The sequence below is a fragment of the Campylobacter sp. BCW_6466 genome (genome assembly GCF_001762835.1).
Classification (GTDB): Bacteria; Campylobacterota; Campylobacteria; order Campylobacterales; family Campylobacteraceae; genus Campylobacter_D; species Campylobacter_D jejuni.
The window spans coordinates 17,303-36,368 of the sequence record NZ_MJXO01000042.1 but is presented as its reverse complement, the minus strand read 5'-3'; the positions used below and the strand labels follow the sequence as shown (position 1 = coordinate 36,368).

The 19,066-nt window shown below is 29.8% G+C and carries 23 protein-coding genes; 11 read left to right on the top strand and 12 right to left on the bottom strand.

Going from position 1 to position 19,066, the window contains the following annotated elements; translation table 11 throughout:
- From AJ887_RS04915 to AJ887_RS04890, 6 genes are all read right to left on the bottom strand, one after another.
- Positions 1–590 (bottom strand): S24 family peptidase (locus AJ887_RS04915; RefSeq protein ID WP_070284881.1); only part of this gene is annotated, 590 nt, incomplete at its 3' end.
- Between the two features lie 229 nt (positions 591–819).
- Positions 820–2,244, bottom strand: a complete 1,425-nt coding sequence (locus tag AJ887_RS04910) for an anaerobic C4-dicarboxylate transporter (RefSeq protein ID WP_002856715.1) — start codon at positions 2,242–2,244, stop codon at positions 820–822.
- A 164-nt stretch (positions 2,245–2,408) separates the two neighbouring features.
- A complete protein-coding gene (locus AJ887_RS04905; RefSeq protein ID WP_070240535.1) occupies positions 2,409–3,659 on the bottom strand; it encodes an RNA polymerase factor sigma-54 in 1,251 nt (416 codons plus the stop codon).
- Positions 3,659–4,387, bottom strand: coding sequence for an LPS export ABC transporter ATP-binding protein (gene lptB / locus AJ887_RS04900; protein WP_002855252.1), 729 nt, complete (start codon positions 4,385–4,387; stop codon positions 3,659–3,661). Before lptB ends, AJ887_RS04905 begins: the two co-directional genes overlap by 1 nt.
- Positions 4,380–4,787 (bottom strand): tRNA (adenosine(37)-N6)-threonylcarbamoyltransferase complex ATPase subunit type 1 TsaE, encoded by a 408-nt coding sequence (gene tsaE / locus AJ887_RS04895; RefSeq protein ID WP_070240536.1) that lies wholly within the window; start codon positions 4,785–4,787, stop codon positions 4,380–4,382. Before tsaE ends, lptB begins: the two co-directional genes overlap by 8 nt.
- Entirely contained in the window at positions 4,784–5,029 is a 246-nt protein-coding gene (locus tag AJ887_RS04890; protein ID WP_002864726.1) for an RNA-binding S4 domain-containing protein, read from the bottom strand. Before AJ887_RS04890 ends, tsaE begins: the two co-directional genes overlap by 4 nt.
- A 154-nt stretch (positions 5,030–5,183) precedes the next feature.
- Between AJ887_RS04890 and AJ887_RS04885 the strand changes: the two genes are divergently transcribed.
- The 11 genes from AJ887_RS04885 to AJ887_RS04845 all read left to right on the top strand — a co-directional run bounded on the left by AJ887_RS04885 (position 5,184) and on the right by AJ887_RS04845 (position 14,618).
- Positions 5,184–6,404 (top strand): argininosuccinate synthase, encoded by a 1,221-nt coding sequence (locus AJ887_RS04885; RefSeq protein WP_070284880.1) that lies wholly within the window; start codon positions 5,184–5,186, stop codon positions 6,402–6,404.
- Between the two features lie 12 nt (positions 6,405–6,416).
- Positions 6,417–6,860, top strand: a complete 444-nt coding sequence (gene rplI / locus AJ887_RS04880; RefSeq protein WP_070240537.1) for a 50S ribosomal protein L9 — start codon at positions 6,417–6,419, stop codon at positions 6,858–6,860.
- The gene (gene hslV, locus AJ887_RS04875) at positions 6,860–7,402 is read left to right on the top strand and encodes an ATP-dependent protease subunit HslV (RefSeq protein ID WP_002776411.1); all 543 of its coding nucleotides are present in this window, start codon (positions 6,860–6,862) and stop codon (positions 7,400–7,402) included. The genes rplI and hslV overlap by 1 nt, the downstream gene beginning before the upstream one ends.
- The gene (hslU, locus tag AJ887_RS04870; RefSeq protein ID WP_002852226.1) at positions 7,399–8,718 is read left to right on the top strand and encodes an ATP-dependent protease ATPase subunit HslU; all 1,320 of its coding nucleotides are present in this window, start codon (positions 7,399–7,401) and stop codon (positions 8,716–8,718) included. The genes hslV and hslU overlap by 4 nt, the downstream gene beginning before the upstream one ends.
- Positions 8,715–9,590 carry a GTPase Era gene (gene era, locus AJ887_RS04865; protein WP_070240538.1) on the top strand — a complete coding sequence of 292 codons (876 nt, stop codon included), beginning with the start codon at positions 8,715–8,717 and terminating at the stop codon, positions 9,588–9,590. The genes hslU and era overlap by 4 nt, the downstream gene beginning before the upstream one ends.
- On the top strand, positions 9,577–10,683 hold the full coding sequence (locus AJ887_RS04860; protein WP_079860896.1) for a hypothetical protein: 1,107 nt from the start codon (positions 9,577–9,579) through the stop codon (positions 10,681–10,683). Before era ends, AJ887_RS04860 begins: the two co-directional genes overlap by 14 nt.
- Positions 10,676–11,224 carry a hypothetical protein gene (locus AJ887_RS04855; protein ID WP_052853827.1) on the top strand — a complete coding sequence of 183 codons (549 nt, stop codon included), beginning with the start codon at positions 10,676–10,678 and terminating at the stop codon, positions 11,222–11,224. The genes AJ887_RS04860 and AJ887_RS04855 overlap by 8 nt, the downstream gene beginning before the upstream one ends.
- Before the next feature lie 228 nt (positions 11,225–11,452).
- Complete coding sequence (locus AJ887_RS10410; protein ID WP_251988539.1) at positions 11,453–11,860, top strand: hypothetical protein; 408 nt, start codon at positions 11,453–11,455, stop codon at positions 11,858–11,860.
- Positions 11,861–12,194: 334 nt separating this feature from the next.
- The gene (locus AJ887_RS10405) at positions 12,195–12,377 is read left to right on the top strand and encodes a hypothetical protein (RefSeq protein WP_171824244.1); all 183 of its coding nucleotides are present in this window, start codon (positions 12,195–12,197) and stop codon (positions 12,375–12,377) included.
- Between the two features lie 210 nt (positions 12,378–12,587).
- Positions 12,588–12,812, top strand: coding sequence for a peptide transporter (locus tag AJ887_RS10400; RefSeq protein ID WP_251988540.1), 225 nt, complete (start codon positions 12,588–12,590; stop codon positions 12,810–12,812).
- 15 nt (positions 12,813–12,827) lie between these two features.
- Complete coding sequence (locus AJ887_RS04845; protein WP_070240540.1) at positions 12,828–14,618, top strand: aminopeptidase P family protein; 1,791 nt, start codon at positions 12,828–12,830, stop codon at positions 14,616–14,618.
- Between the two features lie 120 nt (positions 14,619–14,738).
- Here AJ887_RS04845 and mrdA read toward each other — a convergent pair whose 3' ends face one another.
- The 6 genes from mrdA to AJ887_RS04815 are packed head-to-tail and all read right to left on the bottom strand — an operon-like array spanning position 14,739 to position 19,066.
- A complete protein-coding gene (mrdA, locus tag AJ887_RS04840; protein WP_070240541.1) occupies positions 14,739–16,544 on the bottom strand; it encodes a penicillin-binding protein 2 in 1,806 nt (601 codons plus the stop codon).
- On the bottom strand, positions 16,545–17,039 hold the full coding sequence (locus AJ887_RS04835) for a membrane protein (protein ID WP_002855248.1): 495 nt from the start codon (positions 17,037–17,039) through the stop codon (positions 16,545–16,547).
- A complete protein-coding gene (yihA, locus tag AJ887_RS04830; RefSeq protein ID WP_052858983.1) occupies positions 17,036–17,632 on the bottom strand; it encodes a ribosome biogenesis GTP-binding protein YihA/YsxC in 597 nt (198 codons plus the stop codon). The genes AJ887_RS04835 and yihA overlap by 4 nt, the downstream gene beginning before the upstream one ends.
- On the bottom strand, positions 17,629–18,090 hold the full coding sequence (locus tag AJ887_RS04825) for an LptA/OstA family protein (RefSeq protein WP_002871339.1): 462 nt from the start codon (positions 18,088–18,090) through the stop codon (positions 17,629–17,631). The genes yihA and AJ887_RS04825 overlap by 4 nt, the downstream gene beginning before the upstream one ends.
- Complete coding sequence (locus tag AJ887_RS04820) at positions 18,072–18,587, bottom strand: hypothetical protein (protein ID WP_070240542.1); 516 nt, start codon at positions 18,585–18,587, stop codon at positions 18,072–18,074. The genes AJ887_RS04825 and AJ887_RS04820 overlap by 19 nt, the downstream gene beginning before the upstream one ends.
- Positions 18,578–19,066 carry an HAD-IIIA family hydrolase gene (locus AJ887_RS04815; RefSeq protein WP_070240543.1) on the bottom strand — a complete coding sequence of 163 codons (489 nt, stop codon included), beginning with the start codon at positions 19,064–19,066 and terminating at the stop codon, positions 18,578–18,580. The genes AJ887_RS04820 and AJ887_RS04815 overlap by 10 nt, the downstream gene beginning before the upstream one ends.

Genomic DNA, 19,066 nt, shown 5'->3' with positions numbered 1-19,066 from the left:
AAAAAATCTCCATTTTTATAAAATATATCTTTATATAAAGGATTTAAAGAGTGTAAAATCACTCCATCATCTTGTTTTAAAACTTGTTTTATAAAAAGTCCATCTCTAGCATTAATCACACAAATGCTTTTATTTTTAAAAGCCTTATTCCTATCTATTGCACAAATTGAACCATCTTTTATAAGTGGTTCCATACTCTCTCCATAACAAATGATAAACTCACATTCTTTACTTCCAAAAAAGTTTAAAACCTTTTCATCGATGATTAAATCAGAGCTATCAATCAAATCATTTATACCACCTCCACCTAAACTTGCATTTGTTTTATAAAGCTTTAAAATTTTATATTTATTCTCACATTCTAATTGATCTTTTGGGGAACTTCCATAGAAGAAATAATTAATGCTTATATTCCTCTCATTTAAAAAGTTTAGGATTTGTGGATAAGGAATGGAGTTTCTAAATTTCATAGAATTAAAAGTATCAGGATGGATGCCTAATTCTTTAGCTATATCTTTGGTTTTTAAATCTCTTTTGCCTTCACTTGCAAGTATATCTTTTAATTTTTCAATCACTTCTTGCATTTGCATTTTAATTCCTTTGATTTTAATTTCAAAGAATTTAAACATAAAATTTCAAAAAGCAATTAAAAACTTTTGATTTGAAAGGTTAAAATATAGATGTGAATTTCGTGTTAGAAATCAAAGTGAAAAAATAAGACTTTGATTTTAAGTGTCAAATGACTTTGATTTGTAAAGCGGTTTTATAAAATAAAAAGACAAATGAAAAATTTAGCAGGAAAAATCCTGCTAAAAATTGTTAAAGATAACCCGCTGCCATAGCAATAAAATATCCTGCTATACAAGAAGTGATTACACCTATAAGACCTGGTAAAATAAAACTATGATTGATAACAAATTTACCGATGTGAGTAGTACCTGATCTGTCAAATTGTATAGTAGCTAAATCGCTTGGATAAGTTGGTAAAATATAATACCCATAACAAGCAGCCGCAAAGGCAACAATTACACCAGGTTCAACACCAATTCCTAAAGCCAAAGGAACAAAAGCCGAAATAGCTGCTGCTTGGGAGTTTACAAATTTTGAAATTAAAAGAAGCATTACAGCATAAGTCCAAGGATGCTCTTTTACTATATCCCCAAGCGCTGCTTTCATCATAGGAGTGTGAACTGCAAACATAGTATCAGCCATCCAAGAAATTCCAAAAACCGCAACAAGCGCTATCATACCTGATTTAAAAATTTCATTAGAGCCGATTTTCTTTGCATCTGTTTTAGTAAAGATGATAATCAAAGAACCTGCTAAAAGCATAAACATCTGAATAACTGAAACCATGGATAAAACATCCATTTTAGGGTTACCTAAAGCATCTACTTGAGGAATGCCATTTTTTACAACTTGTCCCCAGTTTGGACGCAAAAAATCAAATACACCCAATAAAGCTACTAAAGCAATAGCTCCTAAGAAAATCCACATTGCAACCCAATTGCTTTTTGGAAGTTTAACACCTAAAAGTGTTTTAGAATCCCCATAAACATATTTTTTAAATTCAGGATCTTTAAGTTTTTCTTGAAATACTTCATCTTTATCCAAATCTTTTCCTCTAAACCAAGAAAAAATTCCTATACACAATACACCAAATAATGTACTAGGTATGGTAATTTGAAGAAGATTGATATAACCATCAAAACCTGCTAATTTATGATTAGCATTTAAAAGCAAAGCAGTCAAACTCACAACAGCCACAGATACAGGAGATGCAATAATACCCATTTGTGATGATATAGAAGCTGCTGCCATTGGACGCTCAGGACGAATACCATTTTTAATCGCTATATCATAAATAATAGGCATAATAGTATAAACCACATGTCCTGTTCCACAAAGTATGGTCAAAAAGCAGGTTACAAAAGGCGCTAATATTGTTAAAAACTTAGGATTGCGTCTTAAAATTCTTTCTGCTATTTGAAGCATAACATCCAAACCACCGCTTGCTTGCAAAGTTGCACTCGCAACCACCACCGCTAAAATTGTAAGCATAACATCTATGGCTGGTTTTCCAGGCTTTATATGAAAAGCAAATACAAGCATTAAAATACCTATACCACCAAGTAAACCAAGCGCTATACCGCCTTTTTTTGCACCGTAAAAAAGACAAATTAAAACGATAATGATTTGGATTGCAAATTGTCCTCCCTCACTAAGGCTTGTTAAAAAGTCCATTTTAACTCCTTTGAAAATTGATATTTAAAAACAGTTATTATTGTATCACATTTTTAAATTAAAGAATAATATTTATAAAAATAAAAATAACAATTTTTTAAATTATTTAAATTAAATTTAAATATAAAACACAAGCGTAATGGGTTTGATAGATTGATAGAATTTTATCCTTCAAGTTCATATATTTTTTTTCTATCTGTAGAGCTTGCTATATTAAGATGTTTGCGATATTTTGTAATAGTTCTTCGTCCGATATCGACCTTAAATTCTTCTTTGATTAATTCTAAAATTTTACTATCGCTTAAAGGTTTATTGCGATCTTCATTCTTTACTAAATTTGCCACAAATTCTTTAACACCTACATTTGAAGTCTCTCCCTCTTCATCAAGAGCAAAAGCAAAAAAATCACGCAAGGGAATAAGTCCTCTTTCACAACTTAAATATTTATTTGCCACAGCTCTTGATATAGTCGAAGCATTACGTTCTAAATCAAGTGCTAAATCCTTAAAAGTCATAGGTTTTATCTCTTTTCCCATGAAAAAATCATATTGATATTCTACTATCATAAGCCCTATTTTATAAAGAGTAGCTTTTCTCATCGCTAAAGCATCAACTAAATTTTTTGCTTCTTTGATGTAATGATTTAAAAAATCATGCTCTAAACCATCAGTTTGGATTGAAATTTCAGGATAATAATCATCATTGATTTTTACTTTAATTTCACCATTTTCTTTATAAACAAAAATATCAGGAACAATTATACGAGAATCTTCAAAATATTCCAAAAAAGGAGGAGTGCTAAAACGCTTAAGTACAGCTAATGCTTCTTTATATAAAGGCTCTTTGGTATAGTTTTGTATATTTTCAAAATCCATAATCAACATTCTACAAAATTCATCAATATCTTCATCTAACTCCATATTTTCAAGAGCAAATAAAAATGCTTCTTTATAATCTTTAGCTCCCACTCCTACAGGATCTAAAAATTTAAATCTTGCTCTTACTCGCTCAATTTCTTCCAAAGAATACTCTTTTAAAAATTCTTCATCGTATTCAAAATATCCTTCCTCATTTAAGCATTCTATAATTTTTTTTGCAAGTTCTTGAGATTTGTTTGTAGGAAACAAAGGAGGAAGAATCTGTTCATTTAAAAGCTCATAAACACTTTTTTTGGCAAGTCCTTTACTATCCACAAAAGCCGAATTTACATTATGTTTATAAAATGAATCAAAATAATTCTTATCCTTATCATGAGTTTGTATTGAATCTTGAACATTTAAGAAAGGATTATCCTCAGCAAATTTATCTAAATTTTCTTTTAAATCCTCTATGTTTGCTTGTAAAATCGGCAACCAAGAGCGTAAAGTTTGAGAAATTTTAGTCTTGGGTGCTTGGGTGATTTTTTGCTTTAACATCAATCAAGGAGTTTAAACTCCGCTCCTAAATAATACTTTTTCACGTCTTTATTGGTTGCAATTTCATCAGCATTCCCACTAGCAAGCAAAGAACCTGATCTTATAACATAAGCTCTATCACAAATAGCCAAAGTCTCACGCACATTATGATCGGTAATTAAAACCCCAATCCCTAATCTTTTAAGCTCTTTAATTAAAGTTTGAATTTCAGCCACTGCTATAGGATCAACACCTGCAAAAGGCTCATCAAGAAGCAAAAACTTAGGTTCGCACATCAAGCTTCTAGCGATCTCACAACGCCTTCTTTCACCTCCACTTAAACTTAAACCTTTCCTTAAACGAATAGGTTCTATACTTAAAAGTTCAAGCATTTGCTCAACTTTATCATGTAAAATTTTTTTATCTTTATAAAAAATCTGAGCCGCTAAAAGCAGGTTATCTTCTACACTTAAATCCTTAAAAATACTACTTTCTTGAGGTAGATAACCTATCCCTGATCTAGCTCTTTTGTTTAAAGGATCTTTTGTTACATCCAAACCATCTAAAAGAACTTTTCCACTACTTGGAGAAATAAGTCCACATATCATATAAAAAGTTGTTGTTTTTCCTGCACCATTTGGCCCTAAAAGTCCTACAACTTCTCCGCTATTAACCTCTAAAGAAATTCCATGTATAATCTTAGTTTTTTTAATAATTTTTTCCAAATTTACAATTTCTAATTTACTCATAAATTTCATACTTTCTTTTATTATCTTTAATGCTAATTTTAATCTGGATAGTAGAAATTCCAAATTTCATTAAAGTTTTTTTCAAATTTTCACAACCCCATTCAACCAAATGCAAACCTTTTTCAAAAAAATTTTCAAATAAACCATTTGCTAAAAGTCCTTCTAAACCTTCTTGATAAATATCATAATGATAAATGCAAATATCATGATTTTCATATTTTTGCATAGTGGAAAAAGTTGGAGAATCTACCCTTGCATCAAGACCAAGAAATTTAACCCAAGCTTGCACCAAGCTTGTTTTTCCGCTAGCCAAATCTCCTTGAAGCAAAACAACACCTTCTTTAGGCATTATTTGAAGCATCGTTTTGATCTCATCTTTTGCTAAAATAAATTCTTTCATAATTTTACCACATATTCATTTTGCGCGTTTTTAGGAATGCTTTTCGTACTAGGTAGAGCTAGTACTTTATATTTTTGAGTGTATTCAGTAAAATGTAAAGTGATAATATCACCCACCTTAACCTCTTTACTCGCTTTAACAATAACGCCATTAATCCCTACTACACCACTTTTACACATATCTTCAGAAATAGCTCTTCTTTTCGTGATATTAACTACGTTTAAAAATTTATCTACTCTCATAAAAGCAATTTTAGCAAAAAAAATCAATTTTTGGAACAAAATTTGCTTACGCCTTTGCTTTATTTTTTAAGAAAATAGCAAGTAAAAACTTTTCTTTAATGAAATTTGGATACAATTTTACAATTTTCAAATCTATTTTAGCAAAGGATATCTTATGAAAAATGAAGTAAAAAAAGTAGTTTTAGCGTATTCTGGGGGGCTTGATACGAGTATTATTTTAAAATGGCTTCAAGATGAGTATAATTGTGAAGTTGTAACTTTTACAGCAGATATTGGTCAAGGTGAAGAACTCGAACCTGCAAGAAAAAAAGCCCTTTCTTTAGGCATAAAAGAAGAAAATATTTTCATTAAAGATTTAAGAGATGAATTTGTTAAAGATTATGTATTTCCTATGTTTAGAGCCAATGCGATTTATGAAGGAGAATATCTTTTAGGAACAAGTATAGCAAGACCACTTATAGCAAAAACTCAAGCACAAATTGCCCTGCAAACAGGTGCTGATGCGGTAAGTCATGGCGCCACAGGCAAAGGAAATGATCAAGTGCGTTTTGAACTTGGTTATCTTGCTTTTAACCCAGATTTAAAAATCATCGCTCCATGGCGTGAGTGGGATTTAAACAGTCGTGAAAAACTCCTTGCTTATGCACAAAAACACGGTATTGATATTTCTAAGAAAAAAGGAAAATCTCCTTATTCTATGGACGCAAATTTACTTCATATTTCTTATGAAGGACTTGTTTTAGAAGATCCTGCACACGCACCCGAAGAAGATATGTGGAGATGGAGTAAAAGCCCAAAAGACGCTCCAAATGAAAGTGAAATTATAGAACTTGATTTCCAAAAAGGAGATTTAGTAACGATAAATGGAGAAAAACTAAGTCCTGCAGGACTTTTAACCAAACTTAACAAACTAGGCTGCAAACACGGTATAGGACGCCTTGATATAGTAGAAAATCGCTATGTAGGAATGAAAAGTCGTGGTTGTTACGAAACTCCAGGCGGTACTATACTTTTAAAAGCACACAGAGCGCTTGAAAGCATCACGCTTGATAGAGAAGCAGCACACTTAAAAGATGAACTCATGCCAAAATACGCAAGTTTAATTTATAATGGCTATTGGTTCTCGCCTGAAAGAATGATGCTTCAAGCCTTAATCGATGAGTCTCAAATTCACGCCAATGGCAGAGTAAAACTCGAGCTTTATAAAGGCAATGTGATGGTTATAGGACGTGAAAGTGCGAACGATAGCTTGTTTAACGCAGCTTATTGTACTTTTGAAGAAGATGAAGTGTATAATCAAAAAGACGCAGCAGGCTTTATCAAGCTTAATGCTTTGCGTTTTATCATTGCAGGAAAAAATGGAAGAAAATTTTAATAAAGGAATAAAATGAAAGTATTATTAATCAAAGATGTAAAAACACTTGGAAAAGCAGGAGAAATAAAAGAAGTAAAAGACGGCTACGGACAAAATTTCTTAATCGCTAAAGGCTTTGCTAAAGCAGCTACTAATGAAGTTTTAAGAAAATATGAAAGCGACAAGAAAAAAGAGGTTGAAAATTTACGCTTTGAAATCGCAAATTTAGAAAAACTCAAAGAAGAACTTAGCAAAATCACTCTTGAAATTTCAAAACCCGTAGGTGCAAATGGAAGTTTGTTTGGTGGCGTAACCAAAGATGAAATCGCTCACGCCCTAAAAGAACAAAGCCATATAGAAATCGATAAAAAAAGTTTAGAATGCGACACCTTAAAAAGCTTAGGAATTCACGAAGTAAGCGTAAAACTTAGACACGCAATCCATGCTAAATTTAACATAAATATAAAGGCAGAATAATGTTTCACGCAACAACGATTTTAGCTTACAAAGGTAAAAATAAATCCGTAATTGGCGGAGATGGACAAGTAAGCTTTGGAAATACGGTGCTAAAAGGCAATGCTGTAAAGATTAGAAAACTCAACAATGGCAAAGTTTTAGCAGGTTTTGCAGGATCAACAGCTGATGCTTTTAATCTTTTTGATATGTTTGAAAATCTCCTTCAAAGTTCTAAAGGCGATCTTTTAAAAGCAGCAATTGACTTTTCTAAAGAATGGAGAAAAGACAAATACCTAAGAAAACTTGAAGCCATGATGCTTGTACTTGATAGAAATCACATTTTTCTACTTTCTGGTACAGGCGATGTGGTCGAACCTGAAGATGGGCAAATCGCAGCCATAGGAAGTGGTGGAAACTATGCACTTTCAGCTGCTAGAGCCTTAGCAAAGCATGCCAATTTAGATGAAGAAGAACTTGTAAAATCAAGTCTTCAAATCGCAGGTGAAATTTGCATTTATACCAATACCAATATCAAAACTTATGTAATCGAGGATGAGAAATGAATCTAACTCCAAAAGAAATCGTTAAATTTTTAGATGATTATGTTATAGGACAAAAAAAAGCTAAAAAAATCATAGCTATAGCTTTAAGAAATCGCTACCGTAGAATGCAACTTAGCCCTGAGTTGCAAGATGATATCGTGCCTAAAAATATCTTAATGATAGGTTCTACAGGTGTGGGAAAAACAGAAATTGCTAGGCGTTTAGCTAAAATGATGGGCTTTCCTTTCATCAAAATCGAAGCGAGTAAATATACTGAAGTAGGTTTTGTAGGTCGTGATGTGGAAAGCATGGTAAGAGATCTTGCCAATGCAGCTTTAAATTTGGTAAAAAATGAGCAAAGAGAAAAAAACAAAGATAAAATCGATGAATTTATAGAAAATAAAATTTTAGAAAAACTTTTACCACCTTTACCAAAGGGTATCAGCGATGAAAAACAAGAAGAATATAAAAACAGTCTTGAAAAAATGAGAACTAAACTAAGAAATGGCGATCTTGATGAAAGCACCATAGAGATAGAAATTTCACAAAATATGTTTGATACCAATCCTAACCTACCTCCTGAAATGGGTGCAATGCAAGATATAGTTAAGGTTATAGGCGTTGGCAGTAAAAAAGTCAAAAAAGAAATGAAAATCAAAGACGCTAAAAATGCTTTAAAAAACGAAGCAGGAGAAAAAATCCTAGATCAAGAAAGTATCAAAAGCGAAGCCTTAAAAAGAGCGGAAAATGAAGGTATTATTTTTATTGATGAAATCGATAAAATCGCTGTTTCAAGCGGAAATTCAAACCGCCAAGATCCAAGTAAAGAAGGGGTGCAAAGAGACTTACTTCCTATAGTCGAGGGATCAAATGTACAAACAAAAATAGGTACTTTAAAAACCGATCATATTCTTTTTATCGCTGCAGGGGCTTTTCATCTTAGCAAACCAAGTGATCTTATCCCTGAACTTCAGGGACGCTTTCCTTTAAGAGTGGAATTAGATAGTCTTGATGATAAAGCTCTTTATGAAATTTTAACACGCCCTAAAAATTCACTTTTAAAACAATACTCTCAGCTTTTAAAAACTGAAAATTTAGAACTTGAATTTGATGATGAAGCCATTAAAGAAATAGCAAAAATAGCTTCAAGAGCCAATGAAGAAATGCAAGATATAGGTGCTAGACGCTTGCATACTGTGATAGAAAAATTACTTGAAGATTTAAGCTTTGAAGCTGATGAGTATGCAGGTAAAAAATTCGTAGTGGATAAAAAAATGGTAGAAGAAAAACTCGGAGATATCATAGAAAATAAAGATCTTGCAAGGTATATTTTGTGAAAAGTGGCTTTGTTAGTATCATAGGGCGTACTAATGCAGGAAAAAGTACTTTAATCAATTCCTTATTAGAAGAAAAAATCGCCCTAGTTTCTCACAAACAAAACGCCACAAGACGTAAAATCAAAGCCATAGTGATGCATGAAAAAAATCAAATCATTTTCATCGATACCCCAGGACTTCACGAAAGCAGTGCTAGGCTTAATCAACTGCTTGTCCAAAGTGCCATTAAATCCATGGGGGATTGTGATGTGATTTTATTTGTGGCGAGTGTTTTTGATAGTACAAAAGACTATGAAAATTTTCTTAGTCTAAACCCACAAGTACCACATATCATCACTTTAAATAAAGTAGATTTAACCGACAATGCTACACTTTTAAAAAAACTTAGCGAATATGCAAAATTTAGCCAACATTTTAAGGCTATCATTCCTTATTCTTCTAAGAAAAAAAGCTATAAAAAAGGCTTGTTAGATGAGATAGTAAAATATCTTGACGAACATGAATATTTTTATGATCCTGAATTTTTAAGTGCGAGTAGCGAAAAAGAACTTTATAGAGATTTCATACTTGAAAGTATTTATGAAAATTTAAGCGATGAGCTTCCTTATAGCAGTGAAGTGCTTATCCATCGCACTAAAGATACACCTAATCTTTTAATCCTAGAAGCCAATATCATCACCGATACAAACTCTCACAAGGGTATGCTTATAGGAAAAGAAGGGGTAACTTTAAAAAGAATAGGCAAAGATGCACGCTTTAAAATTTCAAAACTTGCACAAAAAAAGGTACTTTTAAAGCTTTTCGTAACAGTGAAAAAAAACTGGCAAAAAGATGAAGAATTTTTAAAAAAACTTTTAAATGATGAAAATTAATTCATTAAATAAAATAAATTTTATAAAATCTACAGATTTGCTTTATGCTCAAAGAACAGGAATATCCAAAGAAGACGAACTTTTTAACAATTTAACCGCAGATTTTAAGCTAAGCAAACCCTTTGACTATCAAATAGCTTTTTTTAAACATAGTGAAATTTATCATTGTTTTTTAGCACCTGTTTGTAAATTGAGAAAAAGTCGTTTTTGCTTTCCTGAACCTTTAATTTTTCAAGCTTTATTTGATGAAAGATTGATTGAAGAAAGTGATTATTGTGTTTTAAATTTATATGATCAAACTTTATATTTATATTTTTACCAAGAAGGAAAATTTATCAATCTTAAAAAAATCGAAAATTTCAACCCAGGTAATATGGATTTATTTTTTAAACAAAATCGATTTACAGAACTTTTAAAACACTATGAAAGCAAATTGCTACTTTATCAGGATTTGGATACAATCAAACATTACTTCTCATCTCAAATAAAATGTTTAAATCTAAATGATATTCTTGATAAAAATAGTTTATTGAAATTAAGTTCATATAGTATAAAAAATCTAGATCAAAATTGTAATTTTATCAAGCATAATAAAATAAAAATATCTATTTCTTTTAAAATTATATTAATATTTATTTTTAGCTTTAGTCTTAGCATGATGATTTTATTATTTAAAGATTTTATAGAGTACAAACAAAATAAGGAAATTCAAAATAAAAATTTTATCATACAAGAAGAAATTTCTAAACTAAAACAAGATAAGCAAAAATTATTAACAAACATACAAGATTTAAACTTTACTCTTTCCAATAAAATATCATCTACACAACAACAATTTCATATTTTATCCACCGTAACAAAAGAAATCAATTTAGATAAAAATAAGGCAATCATTCTAAATCAAATCATATCATGGCTTAATTCCAATGAACTTAAAATCACAAATCTTGAATTTGAACAAACAAAAATCATTCTTTCTTTTATCGATGAAAACCACTTTAAAAGAGCATTAGAAAATCTAAATTCTACTTTTAAATTCCTTGATAAAAATGAAGAAACATTGAATATCATATTAGAAGTCATACATGAATAAAATAGAAGTATTTTTGCAAAATTTAAATCCTAGGGAAAAATTTCTTTTTATTTCTTTTATCTGCCTTTGTGCTTTGTTTTTAGCTTTTAAAATTCACGATCACTTTTTGGAAGATATTTTTCAAAAAACATTAGTAGAACATAATTACCTTGCATTAAATGAAGCAAAAATAGAAAATTCACATCTTAAAGAAATAGAGACAAAGCTAACAAAACAGATAAAAACAGAGGAAGAAAAATTAAAATACTATAAAGAAAAATTACATTTATTTTCTTATGATAAAGATTTTTTCAATAAAAAAATCAATAATTTATCCAAAAATTTAATCATTAATGAAATAAAATTTTCCCAAGAAAACAAAAATTTTATCCACTATAATTATGTTTCTCTAAGTTTAAATGGCAACTTTAAAGACTTACTCAATTTTATACAAAATTTAGAAAATCTTCCTATAGCTTTAAAAATTGATAAAATAAAACTATACAATACACAGGGTTTAAAATTAAAGCTTGATTTAATGTTTAAATTTGTTAATTTATAATAATATTAAAATATTATATTTTTAAATATTATTATAAAAAAATATTTAAAAATATTGGAATTTAATTATTTTTCTATTGCTATTAGTTAAAATATTTTAAGCATAAAAAAGAAAGGTATTGGGAAGTGACTAAGCAAGAAATACAAAAACTTAATACAAATTTCCTAGGTCATCCCAAGCCTTTATTCTCTCTATCAATGGTAGAACTTTGGGAAAGATTTGCTTTTTATGGCAACAACCATAAGCAAAGGTGGACTTGGAATAAGTACTGAATGCGCCTCGGCAATTTATGGCATTTTTGCAGGATGCTTGTATTTAGCAGCACTTCCTAAAGGCTGGATTACTGATAATTATTTAGGGCAAAAAAAGGCTTTATTTCTAGGTTCTTTTATTATAGCTTTAGGATATATTAGCATAGCCTTATCTATTTTGAGCACATCTATATTTTTCCTAGGACTTACTTTTATCGTTATTGGTGCTGGATTTTTTAAAACTAGCGCTTCTGTAATGGTTGGAATGTTACATAAAAACAAAATGATACAAGTTGCAGTACTAGCTATACAATTTTTTATAATAGGAATTAACATTGGAGCATTCATTGCTCCTCTTATATGTGGTTTTGTTCAAGCAAAATAGAATTATCATTTAGGATTTGGAGGAGGTTTAGGTATGCTAATCTCTTTGCTTATTTTATATTTTAAAGCTGCCCCTGAGCTTGAAGAATTTCATAAAAATTACACCTTAAAGCAAAACTGGGAACAATCATTTAAAAAAGTAAAAATTTAACTCTTATACTAAGTATAAGCTTGTTAAGTATTATTGGATTTTTTCTAATTTTTATTAATCTTGTAGATATTAATCTCATGATACTATCAAAAAAACTTCTAATTGTAATTTTGCTATGTTTGGTAAAATTATTTCATATATCTTTTTGTTTTTAAAGCCTTAAAATAACAATTAACAATTTTAATTGTTTTATTCTTTGCAGCCACTTTTTTGGAGTACTTTTGAACAAAAACCTACTACTTATAATCTTTTTACGCAAGATTTTACAAATAGAAATATTTTTGATTGGAAAATTCCAACAAACTGGTTTCAATCTTTTAATCCAATTTTTATCATCATACTTACTCCTATAGCAAGTTATATTTAGATATTTTTAGAGAAAAAATATATATTTTTCTTCCATTGGAAAATTTACTTTAGAAATATTATTTACCGGTATTGGTTTTATGATAATGACCTTTGCTTCACAAAGTCTAATAAACAACAATGGTTTACCAATATCCATGGCTTGGATTATTATAAGTATATTCTTTTAATACTTGTGGAACTATGCGTGTCTCCTATTGGACTCTCTATAATGGCTGAGATTGCCCCTGATTTAATCAAAAATCAAATCATGGAACTTTGGTTTGTAGCAAGTGCATTAGGCAATGCTTTAGCTGGATTCATAGGTGGTAAAGCAAGTGAAGAAAATATAGCTTATTTGCCAAATTTATTTTACCAATATATGTGGATATTACTTGGTGCTGTTATAATTTTACTTATACTCAAAAAACCTATCAATAAAATACTAAAAAATTAATATTAAGGAGAAAATATGAGTATTTACAAACAAAGAGTATTAGAACTTAGAAGATTAATGAAAGAAAATAATATTGACGCCTATCTCATCTTAAGTGCAGATCCGCATTTGAGCGAATATTTACCAGAATATTACAAAAATAGAATCTTTATCAGTGGCTTTAAGGGTTCTGTTGGAACAGTTCTTATCACACAAGAAGAGGGCTTTTTGTGGGTAGATGGAAGATATTGGCTTCAAGCACAAAAGGAATTAGAAGGTAGCGGTATACTTTTACAAAAGCAAGATGCTAAAAATACTTTTACCAAATGGTTGGAAAAAAATTTAAGCGAAGATCAAATTTTAGGCATCGATTTTGCACTTTTACCTTTATCTTTACAAAAAGATTTACAGATTAATTGCAAGGCAAATTTAAAACATATAGATTTGATAAGTCCACTTTGGAAAGATCGTCCCACTTTACCACAAGAAAAAATTTATGAACACGAACTAGAATACTGCTCTTACTCAAGAAAAGAAAAATTAGCATTAGTGCGTCAAAAAATGAAAAATTTAAATGCTACTTCTCATTTAATCTCCAGCCTTGATGATATAGCTTGGCTTACAAATTTAAGAGGGAATGATGTAAATTATAATCCTGTATTTTTAAGTCATTTGCTAATCTTGGAAGACAAAGCTTTGCTTTTTGTTGATCAGAAAAAAGTAAATTCAGAACTTGAAAAAAAATTAAATTTAGATGGGTTTTGGCTTAAAAATTATGATGAAATCATCATGGAGCTTGAAAAACTTGCAAATACAAATTTGCTTATTGAACCTTCAAAAATGACCGCTTTACTCATAAATTCTTTAGACAAAAGCGTAAAAATCATTCAAGAAATTAATCCAAGCACTCACTTAAAAGCAGCTAAAAATACAAAAGAAATAGCGCATATACAAGATGCTATGATAGAAGATGGAGTGGCTTTATGTAAATTTTTTGCTTGGCTTGAAGAAGCAATAGAAAATAAAGAATTAATAAGCGAATTAGACATAGATGTTAAAGCAAGCGAATTTAGAGCACAAAGCAAGTACTACATAAGTGATAGTTTTGCCACTATAGCAGGCTTTAACGAAAATGCAGCATATCCACATTATAAAGCCACAAAAGAGAGTTTTGCTTATCTTAAAAAAGATGGGCTTTTACTTATTGATTCTGGTGGACAATATAAAAACGGCACAACAGATATTACACGCGTTGTACCAATAGGAAAGGCTAATGCAGAACAAATTCATGACTATACCTTGGTTTTAAAAGCACATATTGCCATTTCCAGTACAATTTTTCCAAAAGATATAGCTATGCCCTTACTTGATGCAATCACACGCGCACCTTTATGGAAAGAACAAATTGACTATATACACGGCACAGGACATGGCGTGGGATATTTTTTAAATGTCCATGAAGGTCCACAAGTTTTATCTTATCTATCCCCTGTGCTTGAAAAAACAAAAGCCAAAGAAGGTATGCTAACCTCCATAGAGCCAGGTATTTATAAAGTAGGTAAATGGGGTATAAGACTTGAAAATTTAGTTATTCATACCAAAGTAGAAAATCCTAAAAATAAAGATTTTGGAGAGTTTTTATACTTTAAACCTGTTACTCTTTGTCCTTTTGAAATATCTTGTATTGATATAAAAATGTTAGATGAAAAAGAAAAAGAATGGTTAAACAATTATCACAAAGAAGTATTTGAAAAACTTTCTCCTAAGCTAGGTGATTATCCAAAAGCTCTAGTTTGGCTTGAAAAAAGAACAAAAGCCATCTTTTAAGATACTTTTGTTAACATAGATAAATTTTCCTTGTATTAAACTTATAATTTGTTTAACACAAGGTTTTTAAACCAATTGCTAAAAAAGTTTTTTTTGAAAAACTCAATTCACAACTAAAAATTATTTAAAATATCCAAGTTCAATCATTTTTTGATAAATTTTAGCTACAGTTGTCCCTGAAGTAATATTTCTCCCACCATGTTCCAAAAGAACGGTAACTACATATTTTGGCTTAGAATAAGGAGCATAAGAAGTGAGCCACGCATGAGATCTAGTATAATACTCAAATTGTTTTTCATCAACCCTATTTTTATCCGTCTGCGAAAATCCCACAACCTGAGCAGTTCCTGTTTTTGCTGCAACTTTCACATCAAGATTATGCAAATAACGATAAGAGGTTCCTCCTTGCTCATTGGCAACAGCATACATTGCATCTCTTATATAAGGCAATTGACTCTTTTCAAATAAAGTAAAAATTTCTTTTTTATTTTCATCCATTTGATTTTCTATAGTTGTATTGTTATTTTCTATGCTTTTTAAAAAATGAGGTATAACCTCTCCACCTTTTGCGATTTGAGCTGTATATCTAGCAATTTGCATAGGTGTTGTAAGAAAACTACCTTGACCTATAGCCGTATTTAAAGTATCACCTTGAAACCAAGATTGTCTATATCTTTGCATCTTCCATTCTTTGCTTGGTAAAGTTCCTACAAATTCACTAGGTAAATCTACCCCTGTTTTCGCTCCAAAACCAATGCGAGATAAAGTTTCACTTATTTGATCGATTCCAACTTGCAAACTGCCATTATAAAAATAAACATCACAACTATATTTTATCGCATGTTTTAAATCCACAGGTCCATGGCCCGATCGATTCCAACATCTAAAAAACCTGCCTCCAAGCTCAATGCTTCCATTGCAAACATATTGAGTCGTCGGGCTAATATTTTTAGAATTTAAAAAAGAAAGCCCTACTCCCATTTTTACAACAGAACCTGGAGGATAATATCCATTTATAAGTTTATTTGTAAAAGGATGATCAAGACTATTTGAAAGCTCGTCCCAATCCTTAAAAGAGATCCCAGTTACAAAAGGATTAAGATCATATTCAGGGAAACTCCCTGCAGCTAAAATAGATCCATCATTTACATTCATAATTATAGCAGCTCCAGCATTCCCTTCAAACAATGAAGTTAAATAAGACTGAAGCTCTATATCTATCGTAAGTTCTATATCATTAGACATAGCAGGAGTGTAAGAAAGCTGTTCTACTTCTTGATTTAAGGCATTAACCTTATAAACCCTAGTTCCTTTTTCTCCTTGTAAAATATCATTATAATAGCGTTCTATACCGCTTTTTCCCGTATAGTTAGAAAGTTTTGCTATTTCATTTTCTTGAACATCTTGCAAATTTGCCTTACCTACATACCCAATAATATGCGAAGCCAATTTTCCAAAAGGATATTTTCTTTTTACAACAGGATCTATTTTTATTGTTTTATTAAGATTTAACTCTGAATAATGCGGAATAATCTCATCGTAGGGTATAAAATCTACAACTTTAATAAAATCTTGATTATAGTAAGAATCACTTCTCTTATAAATTTCTGCTAATTTACTAGCATTTAAATCAGGAAATAAATTTGCAAGTTCAGATAGTTCTTTATCTAGAATTCCTTTATTTGACTTTTTAATACTTAAATAAGGTTTAATAGAAATACTAAAACCCAAATCATTAATAGCCAATAAAGTTCCATTTCTATCTGTAATTTGACCCCTAACAGGTGCTAAAAATTCAGTTTTTATGGCATTTTGTTTAGCAAGTTCTTCATAATATACATTTGATTTTATACTCAAATAATACACACGACTTAATAAAAATATAAAAAACAATAGTATAAATCCAACAACTAAACGCATTCTCATTTAAATTTTACCTTTAAAAAACACATAAGCTAAACAACATTCTATAAAAACTGAAACAATATACGCCCATCCTAAAATTTTAATTTTTTCATCTCCAATATAAGACAATATCATATCCAAAAACAAAATAATGCCGTAAGCACAAAGCACAAAAACAACAGGGATAAATTTACCAATTTTTAAATTTGTCTTAATCCAATCTGCACAAAGATAATAAAAAATAAAAAATGCCAACCAAGATGAAAAAATAAAAAAATTATAAGTTATATCAGTAAAAAATAAAAAAAATAAAGAAAAATACCATCTAAAATCAAGCTTTGAAAAAGTTCTTTCTCTCTCTTCTAGTAAGCAAAACATATAACAGAAAAAAATCCCATAAAGTAACGGAGCATATATAAAAGTCGAACCAAGAATCTGATAGATTAGAAAAAAAAATCCTAAAAAGACATAAGCTCCATTAAATTTTGCTTTATAAGCACTTAAATTTCTTCTCATTTATCAAGACCTAAAGTTTGATTGATAATAATATCTTCTAAAGAATCAAGGCCAAATTTATTCAAATTTGAAACTAAAATAGAGTCTTTAAATTCATTTTTTAACTTAGCTTTTTCACTTTGATTTAATTTATCGCATTTGGTAAAAACTTTTAAAATTTTTTGATCAGGTCGTAAAAATCTTTTCAAATAGTCATTTAAATTTACATCGATCTCTAAATGAGTATGTCTTGAGTCGATTAAATGTATAAATAACTTTATCGAGGTTCTTAATTTTAAAAATTCATCTAAGTTTTGATTCCATATTTCTTTTAAATTTTTAGAAACCTTTGCATAACCAAACCCTGGCAAATCAATAAAATTGATATTAAATTTTTCTTCATTTCTTTTGCAAGTTACTTCGAAAAAATTTATAAGCTGAGTTTTTCCAGGAGTTGCCGAACTTTTGGCTAAATTTTTTTGTTTACACAAAGAATTGATTAAAGAACTTTTTCCGACATTGGAACGCCCCAAAAATGCTACTTCACTAAAATTTGAGCTCAATTTCTCATCAAATTTCACTAAAGAAGTGATAAATTTAGCACTAATTATCATTTGTCTTTAAGATCAAACACAAAACGAGCAGGTTTTTGATCCTTACTCTCCACTCGATAAATATTAGCTTTTCTATCGACTATTATTTTATCACCAAAAAGTTTTTGATTACTTCCAAGCTCATTTATATAAGCATGACCATTAATCTCGTAAGTATCTTTAATAACATTATAAATAAATTTATCTCCACTACCTTTATAAGTTTTACCCTTTAAAACAATCTTAAACGTAGCATTTTGCATTGCTTCATAACGAATAGGTTTGCGATTTTTATCCGTATAAATAATCAATTTTTCAGAATTTAAAATATCATCACCCCTAATTACTTCTACATTTCCACTAAGAATACTTTCACCCTTATTTTCATCTGAGTAAAAATTTAAAGCTTTTACTTCAATTTGAGTTGCCCAAGTTACACTTACACAAGCTAACAATAAAATTATTTGTCTTGCAACCACGCGTTTACTCCTTGGATATTTAAAATTTTGTTTTTTGTATCATAGTTTAAAGTATTTCCATTAATAATACTTCCATTGATCAGAGCTTTAAAATTAGTATTTGTGTGTAAAATTTTATCCTTAGGTTGGTATTCTACCTCTTGAGAAATAATTTTGACATTATTAGCACCTATATAAGTAACATTTCCTTCAAACAAAACCTTGCTCATATCTTTATTGAAAAACTCTAAACGATTCGCACTAAGATTAAAATCTAAATTTAAAGTAATAAAATCATTAAATTCATCTCTATCTGCATATCTCACCCAAGAATTTGCCTTATAATATGACTTAATTGTACTAGCATTACTCTCATAAGCTTTCAAATTTTTAGCCTCAATATTTTTAAAATTTAAAGCATTAGTTTGCAAATTTAAAGAATACGGATCTTGCAAACTTAAAATCGTAAAAGTAATTGTAAAAAGAGCAATTAAAATTCCAAAAATTTTTATAGCCAAAGCCTATTCCATTCTTCTTTTAGATGATTTTTTTCTACTAAAATTTCTATCATCTGTGCTACAGCAGCCTTACCACCTTTTTTGCTAAGTACTATGTCTACATTTAAATCTTTATGACCATCTTTTGGCTTAAAACTAAGTCCTACGCTTTCAAGCAAAGCCTTATCGTTAAAATAATCCCCAATAGCCGCACACTGAGAAAAATCTAAATTAAGTTTTTGTAAAATTTCTTTTGCACAAGCTAACTTATCCTTGATGCCTTGATATAAAATTTCTATTTTTAAATCTTTAGCTCTTTTTTCAACACAAGGACAATTTCTACCTGTAATAATAGCAATTTTTTTACCAAGCTTTAGCCAAGCCTCGATAGCCGCTCCATCTTTTACATCAAATTCTTTAATAAATTCTCCATTAGAAGTATAAATAATTTTTCCATCAGTTAAACAGCCATCTATATCCAAAAAAATCAATTCTGTCAT

Coding starts and splice junctions, on each gene's coding strand:
- AJ887_RS04910 (WP_002856715.1), bottom strand. CDS start 2,244: ATGGACTTTTTAACAAGCCTTAGTGAGGGAGGACAATTTGCAATCCAA.
- AJ887_RS04905 (WP_070240535.1), bottom strand. CDS start 3,659: ATGTTAAAGCAAAAAATCACCCAAGCACCCAAGACTAAAATTTCTCAA.
- lptB (WP_002855252.1), bottom strand. CDS start 4,387: ATGAGTAAATTAGAAATTGTAAATTTGGAAAAAATTATTAAAAAAACT.
- tsaE (WP_070240536.1), bottom strand. CDS start 4,787: ATGAAAGAATTTATTTTAGCAAAAGATGAGATCAAAACGATGCTTCAA.
- AJ887_RS04890 (WP_002864726.1), bottom strand. CDS start 5,029: ATGAGAGTAGATAAATTTTTAAACGTAGTTAATATCACGAAAAGAAGA.
- AJ887_RS04885 (WP_070284880.1), top strand. CDS start 5,184: ATGAAAAATGAAGTAAAAAAAGTAGTTTTAGCGTATTCTGGGGGGCTT.
- rplI (WP_070240537.1), top strand. CDS start 6,417: ATGAAAGTATTATTAATCAAAGATGTAAAAACACTTGGAAAAGCAGGA.
- hslV (WP_002776411.1), top strand. CDS start 6,860: ATGTTTCACGCAACAACGATTTTAGCTTACAAAGGTAAAAATAAATCC.
- hslU (WP_002852226.1), top strand. CDS start 7,399: ATGAATCTAACTCCAAAAGAAATCGTTAAATTTTTAGATGATTATGTT.
- AJ887_RS04860 (WP_079860896.1), top strand. CDS start 9,577: ATGATGAAAATTAATTCATTAAATAAAATAAATTTTATAAAATCTACA.
- AJ887_RS04855 (WP_052853827.1), top strand. CDS start 10,676: ATGAATAAAATAGAAGTATTTTTGCAAAATTTAAATCCTAGGGAAAAA.
- AJ887_RS10410 (WP_251988539.1), top strand. CDS start 11,453: ATGGCAACAACCATAAGCAAAGGTGGACTTGGAATAAGTACTGAATGC.
- AJ887_RS10400 (WP_251988540.1), top strand. CDS start 12,588: ATGGCTGAGATTGCCCCTGATTTAATCAAAAATCAAATCATGGAACTT.
- AJ887_RS04845 (WP_070240540.1), top strand. CDS start 12,828: ATGAGTATTTACAAACAAAGAGTATTAGAACTTAGAAGATTAATGAAA.
- mrdA (WP_070240541.1), bottom strand. CDS start 16,544: ATGAGAATGCGTTTAGTTGTTGGATTTATACTATTGTTTTTTATATTT.
- AJ887_RS04835 (WP_002855248.1), bottom strand. CDS start 17,039: ATGAGAAGAAATTTAAGTGCTTATAAAGCAAAATTTAATGGAGCTTAT.
- yihA (WP_052858983.1), bottom strand. CDS start 17,632: ATGATAATTAGTGCTAAATTTATCACTTCTTTAGTGAAATTTGATGAG.
- AJ887_RS04815 (WP_070240543.1), bottom strand. CDS start 19,066: ATGACAGAATTGATTTTTTTGGATATAGATGGCTGTTTAACTGATGGA.